The 8,515-nt window shown below is 27.5% G+C and carries 9 protein-coding genes and 1 pseudogene; 7 read left to right on the top strand and 3 right to left on the bottom strand.

The annotated features are described in order from the left end of the window. Together Q1J76_RS03870 and Q1J76_RS03865 are read left to right on the top strand one after the other, a co-directional pair. A pseudogene (locus Q1J76_RS03870) lies at positions 1–701 on the top strand (ABC transporter); the annotation flags it as partial. A gap of 114 nt (positions 702–815) precedes the next feature. Next, entirely contained in the window at positions 816–1,544 is a 729-nt protein-coding gene (locus Q1J76_RS03865) for a hypothetical protein (protein WP_300367077.1), read from the top strand. 47 nt (positions 1,545–1,591) lie between these two features. Here the strand turns inward: Q1J76_RS03865 and Q1J76_RS03860 are convergent, their stop codons facing one another. Together Q1J76_RS03860 and Q1J76_RS03855 are read right to left on the bottom strand one after the other, a co-directional pair. After that, entirely contained in the window at positions 1,592–2,515 is a 924-nt protein-coding gene (locus tag Q1J76_RS03860; protein WP_300367073.1) for an alpha/beta hydrolase, read from the bottom strand. Between the two features lie 77 nt (positions 2,516–2,592). After that, a complete protein-coding gene (locus tag Q1J76_RS03855; protein ID WP_300367070.1) occupies positions 2,593–3,399 on the bottom strand; it encodes a ZIP family metal transporter in 807 nt (268 codons plus the stop codon). A 202-nt stretch (positions 3,400–3,601) separates the two neighbouring features. Here Q1J76_RS03855 and Q1J76_RS03850 point away from each other — a divergent pair, with 202 nt between their 5' ends. Together Q1J76_RS03850 and Q1J76_RS03845 are read left to right on the top strand one after the other, a co-directional pair. Beyond that, positions 3,602–3,940, top strand: a complete 339-nt coding sequence (locus Q1J76_RS03850) for a histidine triad nucleotide-binding protein (RefSeq protein WP_300367067.1) — start codon at positions 3,602–3,604, stop codon at positions 3,938–3,940. A gap of 28 nt (positions 3,941–3,968) precedes the next feature. Next, a complete protein-coding gene (locus Q1J76_RS03845) occupies positions 3,969–4,781 on the top strand; it encodes a TatD family hydrolase (RefSeq protein WP_300367064.1) in 813 nt (270 codons plus the stop codon). 72 nt (positions 4,782–4,853) lie between these two features. Here the strand turns inward: Q1J76_RS03845 and Q1J76_RS03840 are convergent, their stop codons facing one another. Further along, the gene (locus tag Q1J76_RS03840; RefSeq protein ID WP_300367062.1) at positions 4,854–5,369 is read right to left on the bottom strand and encodes a flavodoxin family protein; all 516 of its coding nucleotides are present in this window, start codon (positions 5,367–5,369) and stop codon (positions 4,854–4,856) included. A gap of 204 nt (positions 5,370–5,573) precedes the next feature. Between Q1J76_RS03840 and rplI the strand changes: the two genes are divergently transcribed. From rplI to Q1J76_RS03825, 3 genes are read left to right on the top strand one after another with little or no spacing between them, the layout of a single operon-like run. Continuing rightward, positions 5,574–6,083 (top strand): 50S ribosomal protein L9, encoded by a 510-nt coding sequence (gene rplI / locus Q1J76_RS03835; RefSeq protein WP_300367060.1) that lies wholly within the window; start codon positions 5,574–5,576, stop codon positions 6,081–6,083. Between the two features lie 37 nt (positions 6,084–6,120). Then, entirely contained in the window at positions 6,121–7,521 is a 1,401-nt protein-coding gene (gene dnaB, locus Q1J76_RS03830) for a replicative DNA helicase (protein WP_300367057.1), read from the top strand. A 21-nt stretch (positions 7,522–7,542) separates the two neighbouring features. After that, positions 7,543–8,349, top strand: a complete 807-nt coding sequence (locus tag Q1J76_RS03825; protein WP_300367054.1) for an MlaE family ABC transporter permease — start codon at positions 7,543–7,545, stop codon at positions 8,347–8,349. Positions 8,350–8,515: the final 166 nt, after the last annotated feature.

Raw genomic sequence — 8,515 nt, 5'->3', positions numbered from 1 at the left:
TTGATATGAAAAAATTAGGAAGTTATTTAGAAAGCTTTACTAATGTAAATAAAGTCAGAGATAGAATAAATGCTTTGAAATCTATTGAAGGGGGAATGCTTTCAGCAGATATTATAAAAGATGCTTCCAGAGTGCAGAGAATATATATAACAGGTTCTTCTGCTAATTTATTTACAGTTCCATTTGCATATTTAGATGCTTTTAAAAATAATGATGTAGTTAAAATAAGAGAATTCAAATATTTTCCTTCATCTATTTTGGAAGTTGGAAAGCCTTCTATTAAATTAAATACAGAAACTAATTTTTATACATCATTAGAAAGTTCTGCCATAAAAGCATTTAATAATCCTAATGGTAAAATTCCTTTAAGACATTATATTGGTATAGATACTAATATGAATAAGCCTTATGATGATATGGATATTTTCTTATCTCCTGCTAGAAATAATGATATAAATAGATATTTAAAAGCTAGAAACGATACTAAACTTCTATTTACATATACTACTAATTCTTCAGGTGATTATTATACTGTGATAAAATATTTGTATCAGAATTTTGATAATGGTATCATTGATTCATATAAATATATAAAGAATAATAAAGTACCTGTTAATGCTATAAATCCAAATGATATAAATACTTTATATATGGCTAATTATGTTTTATTTGATTATATATTACCAGGAATACCTAAATAAATTTTACTTTTTTAATGAAAAATGTCTTTTTTGGTAAAAAATATTTACTTTTTCTTGATATTAATTTACAATATGTTATAATATAATTATAAGTAATTAATCAAGGATTTTTTTATGAAAAAGATATTTATAGTAATTTTTAGTATTTTTATAATACAAATACAAACTCTTTTTGCTGATTTTAATGGAGGTATAGGAGTATATGTTCCATTAGGAGCATCAATTTCACAAAGCTATCAGGACTATAAATTTGGAGCAAATAAAAATGAAGGTAAATTAACTTCAGGTTCTGCTTTTGAATGGGGAGTAGGAATAACTCCAGGAATATATAATGGTTTTGATAATTATTTAGGATTTTCTTTAGTATTGGATTTAGCTTATCATAGAGATGTTTATGCATATAATGAAAGCAAGCAAGTTGGAGCTACAGGACAGTATCAGAATATTAAAACAACTTATTATTTTGATACATTAACTATTGGTATACTTCCTAAAGTTAATATATATAACTTTTTTATAGGTTTGGGAGCAGGAATTAAAATACCATTGTATGGAGGAGAAACAACACAGAATTATAATACACAATATAATCAATTTGAAAATTCTAATAGCTATTATACTTTTAATGATATAAAAAGTAAATACAAAATGTCTGTAATCCCTTATATTAAACTTACAGTGGATTATTTATTTTACTTTAGTGATGAAACAGCTTTAGGTATAGGAGTTTATGCTGGATATGATTTCGGTCCTGGAAAAGTTACAGATGCTATATTTAATAAGAATGATTTTGGAGCTGTTGATATTGGAGGTCAAATAAGTTTTTATTTTGTAGATAATTGATTTATCGTTAAGGCAGTTTCAGAAATGATCCTGCCTTTTTTATTTATCTAAACAAATTTATTTATAAAATCTTTAATGGTATTCCAATATAAATTTTCATTGTTAAATACAGCTGATATATGTTTTCCGTCTTTTATTATAAGTTTTTGTTTATATGAAGAACAAGATTCATATAATTTATTAGCCATATTAAAATTAACTAATTCATCTTTATCGCCATGAATGAAAAGTATAGGTACTTTTGACTCTGATACTCTTTTTTGCACATCGATATCTTTAAATGAAAATCCTAATCTTATTTTAGTAATTAATGATGTAAATTCAAGTATAGGCAGAAAATAAATTTTATAAGCAATATCAAGTCTTCTTTTTAATTGTTCATAAGCATTTGTAAATCCTGCATCTTCTATTATAGCTTTTACATTACTTGAAATCTCATTTTCATTGCAGCACATCATAACAGAATTAGCTCCCATAGAAATTCCATAAAGAATTATTTGAGCATTATTATAATTATCATTTATATATTTTATCCAAGCAAGTATATCTAGTCTTTCTAAATATCCAAGTGAATATATTTTTCCTTCACTTTCTCCATGAGTTCTTAAATCTATAGCCAATACATTAAATCCAATATCATAAAATTGTTTTATAAAGTATTTCATATAAGAGCCTCTGCCTTCATATGGATGTGCTATTATAATATATATATTACTATCATTATTTTTTATAAAATGAGCATGAAGTTTTTTATTGTCTTTTGAAATTGTATATACATCTTTTTGAGAAGTTTCAAACCATATTTTTCTTTTTTCTTTTAGTAACCTTTTTTCTTTGCTTTCTTCTTTTTTATTGCCATCTTTTTCAAAAAGTTTTTTATTTGTTTTTATAAATATTTTATTAACAAAATAATTTGAAATTATTATTAATATTATAATAATAAAAAATATAATATATAATATGATTTGCATTAATTATCCTTAATAAAAAATCAATTAATATATTATATTTTTTTAATAACTTTTCAATATTTAATTAATTTTTTTTATTATCCTAAAGCTACATCTAAAACCATCATTATAGCAAAACCAAATATAAATCCGAATACTCCGAAATGATTATGTTCTTCTGAAACAGCTTCAGGTACAAGTTCTTCAATAACAACATATATCATAGCACCTGCAGAAAATGCTAAAGCTATAGGAAGTATTATTGTGAGTTTTGTAACGGCAACAGCACCTATAATAGCAGCAATAGGCTCAACTATTCCAGATATAGCACCTAATAAAAAAGATTTTAATTTTGATATTCCAGTAGTTTTTAAAGGAAGAGAAACTGCAGCGCCTTCAGGAAAGTTCTGCAAACCTATACCAAGTGCCAAAGCTAAAGCAGCATTAAAAGTTACACCGCTATCTCCCACAGAAAAAGCACCGAAAGTAACCCCTACAGCCAAACCTTCAGGTATATTATGCAAAGTGATTGCTAAAAATAATAGTATGCTTTTTGATAATTTTACTTTGGCACCTTCGGTTTCTTCATTACCATTAACTATATGCATATGAGGAAGTACTTTATCCAATACCCATATAAAAAAAGCACCGAGTAAAAATCCTAATACAGGTATAACCCAATTAGGTAAATTAGTATTTTCTGATAATTCTATTGAAGGAGCAAGTAATGACCAAAAGCTAGCAGCAGTCATTACTCCAGCAGCAAATCCGTACATAGATGCTAATAGTTTTGGTTTTATTTCTGACATAAAGAAAAATACGAGTGCAGAACCTAATGCAGTGAATGCAAAAGTTATACCGCCTCCGAATAATGCTAATTCAATTGGTGATGAGTTTGCTATCATTTTTATACCTTTTATTTTTTATTTTTTATTATATATTTTATTAATTTAATTTTCAATATTTATTAATAATTGTTATTAATAAATATTGAAAATTTTTATTTTTAATAAAATAAATTGTTTATAATAACTAGATTAATTTTTTATTTTGATTTATTATATATATAAATTTATTCATTCTATTTATTTAATAGGAGATTTTATCATGACTAATTTTAATGAAGATGAAGATTGCGTATTTTGTAAAATAATAAAAGGAGAAATTCCTTCAAAATTTATAAAGGAAAATGAATATTGTGTTGTATTTTCAGATTTAAATCCCAAAGCCAAAGTTCATTTACTTGTTGTACCAAAAGTGCATGTTAAAAATATATTGGAAACTGATGCTTTTTTAATGAGCAAAGTTTTAGAAACTATAAATGAAGTTTCAAAAGAACAAGGTTTAGAATCTTTTAGAATAATTAATAATTGTGGAGCAGGTGCAGGACAGACGGTATTTCATGTTCATTTTCATATACTTTCAGGGGATAATTTAGAAGAATAAAAATTAAGATATAATTGGAGTTAACATAATGATAGACAGCCATTGCCATTTAACATATATATCAAAAAAGAGTAAGGAATTAGAAGAGGTTTTGAAACGTGCTAATAAGGCGGGTATATTTTATTTTGTTGATATAGGAGTTCACCCAAATGATATAGATGAGCGTATGTTTATATTGTCTGATGCTGAGGGAGTATTCTTTAGTATAGGGTATTATCCTGATTATGCAAATGAAAATGATGAAGATACTTTAAAGGCTTTTGAATTAAAAATAAAAAATTTAAATAAAAAAACATTGAAGAACAAAAATAAATCAGTATATGCAGTTGGTGAAATAGGACTTGACTATTATCATAATGATGAAAATAAAAATGAACAAAAAGAATTTTTTAAAGCATTATGCGAAACTGCAAAGAAAACAGATCTTCCTATATTAATACATAGCAGAGATGCTTTCAAAGATACTTTTAAAGTTCTTAAAGAAGTAAACTTACCTAAAAAAGGAATTTTTCATTGTTTTAGCGGAAATGTAGAAGATGCTAAAAATGCTTTGGACTTGGGATATATATTATCATTTTCTGGATCGGCTACATATATGAAAAATGATTTTATAAGAGAGGCTTTTAAATATGTACCAAAGGATATGTTTACAATAGAAACGGATTCTCCTTATTTAACTCCTCAAAAGGTTAGAGGTAGAGCAAATGAACCTTCATTTATTCCTTATACAGTAGAAGTTTTATCTGAGGTTAGAGGTGAGAAAAGTGAAGATATCATGAGAACTGCTTTAGAAAATGCTGTTAGGGTATTAGAACTTCCTGTAGATTTAAATAGAATATAAATATTATAAAAAATAAAAAGCTCTTATAATAAGTTAAGATTATAAGAGCTTATTAAAATAGTGCAAATAAAATTATATAGATTTAACGATATCTTTCAATTTATTCAAATCATCAGCATTAGGGTGTCCTATAGCATTATCATGATTTCCCAATTTAGATTGAATAACTTTTTTCTCATCATCACTTTCAGCTTTAGCTAGCATATTTTCCAAATTTTTCTTTTGTCCTTCTATCCATTGACCCTGACAAGCATAAGTACCAACTAAAGTATTAGAAGAATCCAAGAAAGCTTTAGCAGGATTAAGCATTTTATCATAATATTCCTGATTATTACCATAACCAACAGTCATAAATAAAAATACTTTTTTGTTTTTTAATGTCTGCATAAATTTTCCTGCAGCTTCATCGCAGTTGCCTTTATAACTTCCAGCACCTACATATATTAAATCTGAATCATTAATTTTAGCATTATCCACAGCATCAACCTTTACACATTGAAGACATTCTCCATTAGCAACTTCTTTTATAGCCAATGCTAATTTTTCAGTATTTCCGCTTTTACTTGTATAAACAACAGAATATTTCATTTTTTAACCCCTTTTGTTAGAATAGTCTAATTATTATAACATTTTTTTAATTGTTTGGCAATATACTATAACGCTGTATTTCTATATTTTTTTGAATGCTTATTTTAAATACTTGCTATTATAAGAGTATTATGATATAATATAGCGATTGTAAAGTGAAATTTATTATATTATTTTAATAGAGTTAAATAAAGGAGAAGGCAAATGGAAGTTATCTTAAAAAAAGATTTTATATCATTAGGTTATGAAGGTGATATATGTAAAGTAAAAGACGGCTATGCAAGAAATTACCTTATTCCAAGAAATATAGCAGTAGTAAAAAATGCTGCTAATTTAAGAACTTTAGCTCAAATGCAAAAAAGTTTAGAGAAAAAAAGAGCTAAAAGAAAAATGGAAGCAGAAATCTTAAAAGGTAAAATTGTAGATATTGCTGTTGTTATACCTATGAAAGTTGCTGAAAATGGGAAATTATACGGTTCTGTAAGTCAGCAAACTATAGTTGATGCTTTAAAAGAAAAAGAGATTGATATAAACAAACGCGATGTTCATATGGAAAAACATATAAAAGAATTAGGTGAATTTGAAGTAGAAATCAAATTATATCATAGCGTTAATGCTAATATCAAAATCAAAGTTGTTAATTCTGATGAAAATGCAGAAGAAGAAGTTAAAGAAGAAAATAAAACTACTGAATCTGTTTCTCAAGAAGTTTAATAAACAACTAGTATCCAATTAATAGGCATAATATTTAATGAATAATACACCTTGCTCAATAGAGGCTGAAGAGTCTCTATTGGGTGCAATGCTCCAAAACTCTCAAGCTATATCGGCTGCTATATCTAAAATAAAATCTACTGACTTTTACAGTGAAAGAAATCGTATGCTGTATGAGAATATTTTAGAAATGAATAATAGAGGTATAGCAGTTAATGCAGAAACTGCTTTGAGATATCTTAAAGAAAATGGACTATTCGAGAAAATAATACAAAACGATGAAGCATATTTGATTCGTATTATAGACGGAACTCCATTCCATCAGAATGCAAAATATTATGCAGAAATTATTGCAGAAAAATCATTATTAAGAGATTTGATAACAGTTTCTCAAGATATACAAAAATCGGCTTATGAGGCAAAGGATTCTGAAACTAAAGAGATTGCAGATTTTGCAGAGAAAAAAATATTTGAGGTTACTCAAAGAAGATTGGATAATGATTTTATTCATATACGCGATTTACTTTATGAAGCTTTAACTACAATAGAAAGCAGAAAGAAACATAAAGGTACTGTTACAGGTGTTCCTTCAGGTTTCATAGGGCTTGATAAAGTTACTCATGGTTTTCAGCCTTCAGATTTAATAATATTGGCGGCGAGACCTTCCGTTGGTAAAACAAGTTTTGCTTTAAATATTATAGAACATGTCATTACAAATATTGAAACTTCAAATTTTGGTATAGGTTTTTTCTCACTTGAAATGAGCAGAATGCAGCTTGTAGAAAGATTAATAGCAAGTAAGGCTAGAATAAGTTTATCTAGAATAAGGTCTGGAGATTTAGAAAAGCAGGAATGGACAAAGCTAGGACAAACATTTAATAGTTTATCGCAGGCTAATCTTTTGATAGATGATTCAAGTCAATTAACTATCATGGAAATAAGAGGAAAGGCTAGGCAGATGAAATATAAATTTGCTGAGATGAGTAAAACTACAGGAAAAGAAATAGATTTAAAATTGATAGTTGTTGATTATCTTCAGCTTATACATTCAGTAGCTCAATCAAGAAAAAACGGTACTAGGGAACAGGAGATAGCTGATATTTCAAGAGGGCTTAAAGCATTGGCTAAAGAACTTAATGTACCTGTTATATCATTGGCTCAGCTTTCAAGGGCTGTTGAGCAAAGACAGGATAAACCTAGACTTTCAGATTTGAGAGAGTCTGGTTCTATAGAGCAAGATGCTGATATTGTTATGTTTTTACATAGACAAAAGCCTAATAAAGAAGAAAAGGATGATGAAGTTATAGATGATAGAACAAATCAAGTTGAGGTAATACTTGCAAAACATAGAAATGGTGCTATACTAGATGGACTGCCTCTTAATTTCATAGCAGATCAAACTAGATTTGAAAATATTTATAATAACAATGGGGCTTAATATTATAGGAGTAATTTTATTATGGAATTATTTGATGTGAAGATAGAATTACGAAAAGGCGTAAAAAACAAGATAAGTTATTTTTTAGCAACTTTGGGTGAATTTGCCTCTCTTATGCTGGAGGTGTTTAAATATACATTTAGAAGTACATTTTCTTTTAAATTATTGAAAGAACAGATAATAAGAATGGGAGTTGATTCATTTGTAGTTGCTGCTGTTACTGTGCTTTGTACTGGTATGGTTATGTCATTACAAATAGCGGTTGTACTTGATAGTGTATTAAAGGGTATATCTCAGTTTGTAGGTTCTATGGTTGGTAAAGCGATGGTTAAGGAATTATCTCCTATGCTTCTTGCTTTGATATTTGCAGGCAGGGTAGGAAGTTCTGTTACCGCTGAGATTGGTACTATGCAGGTAAGTGAACAGTTAGATGCTTTGAAAACTTTATACACTAATCCTATAGAATATGTTGCTGTTCCTCGTTTTTGGGCTGCTGTTATATCGCTTCCTATGCTTACGGTTTCGGCAGATGTTATAGGGGTTTTGGGAGGTGCTGTTGTTACTGTATTTGTTTTGCATAGTGATCCTATGCATTATTTTGACAGGGCAATTGCAGTTATTAGTATAGGGGATTTTATAGGAAGTTTAATTAAGTCTACTATATTTGGTGCTGAAGTTATGCTAATATCATGTTTCTATGGATTTAGAACTTCAGGTGGTGCTGAAGGAGTAGGTAAGGCTACTACTACAAGTGTTGTTTATAGTTTTATGATAATACTCGTAACTGACTATATATTAGTTTCTATACTTGGTATGTTCGGAATGTAATAATTTGATATTTTTTATATATAGTATATTGAATATTTTTTCTTAATTTATATATTAATTTGTATAATCTAAATATTATAGAAATAAATATTTGTAGGCTAATATGATAAAAAATTATCTATTATTCTTTGTTCTTTAATGTTCCTTATAGTATCTTGTTATGTGC

This window comes from Brachyspira sp. (genome assembly GCF_029258575.1).
GTDB lineage: Bacteria > Spirochaetota > Brachyspiria > Brachyspirales > Brachyspiraceae > Brachyspira.
Note: the sequence above shows the minus strand (reverse complement) of the source record. Positions and strands in the feature narration are given on the sequence as shown.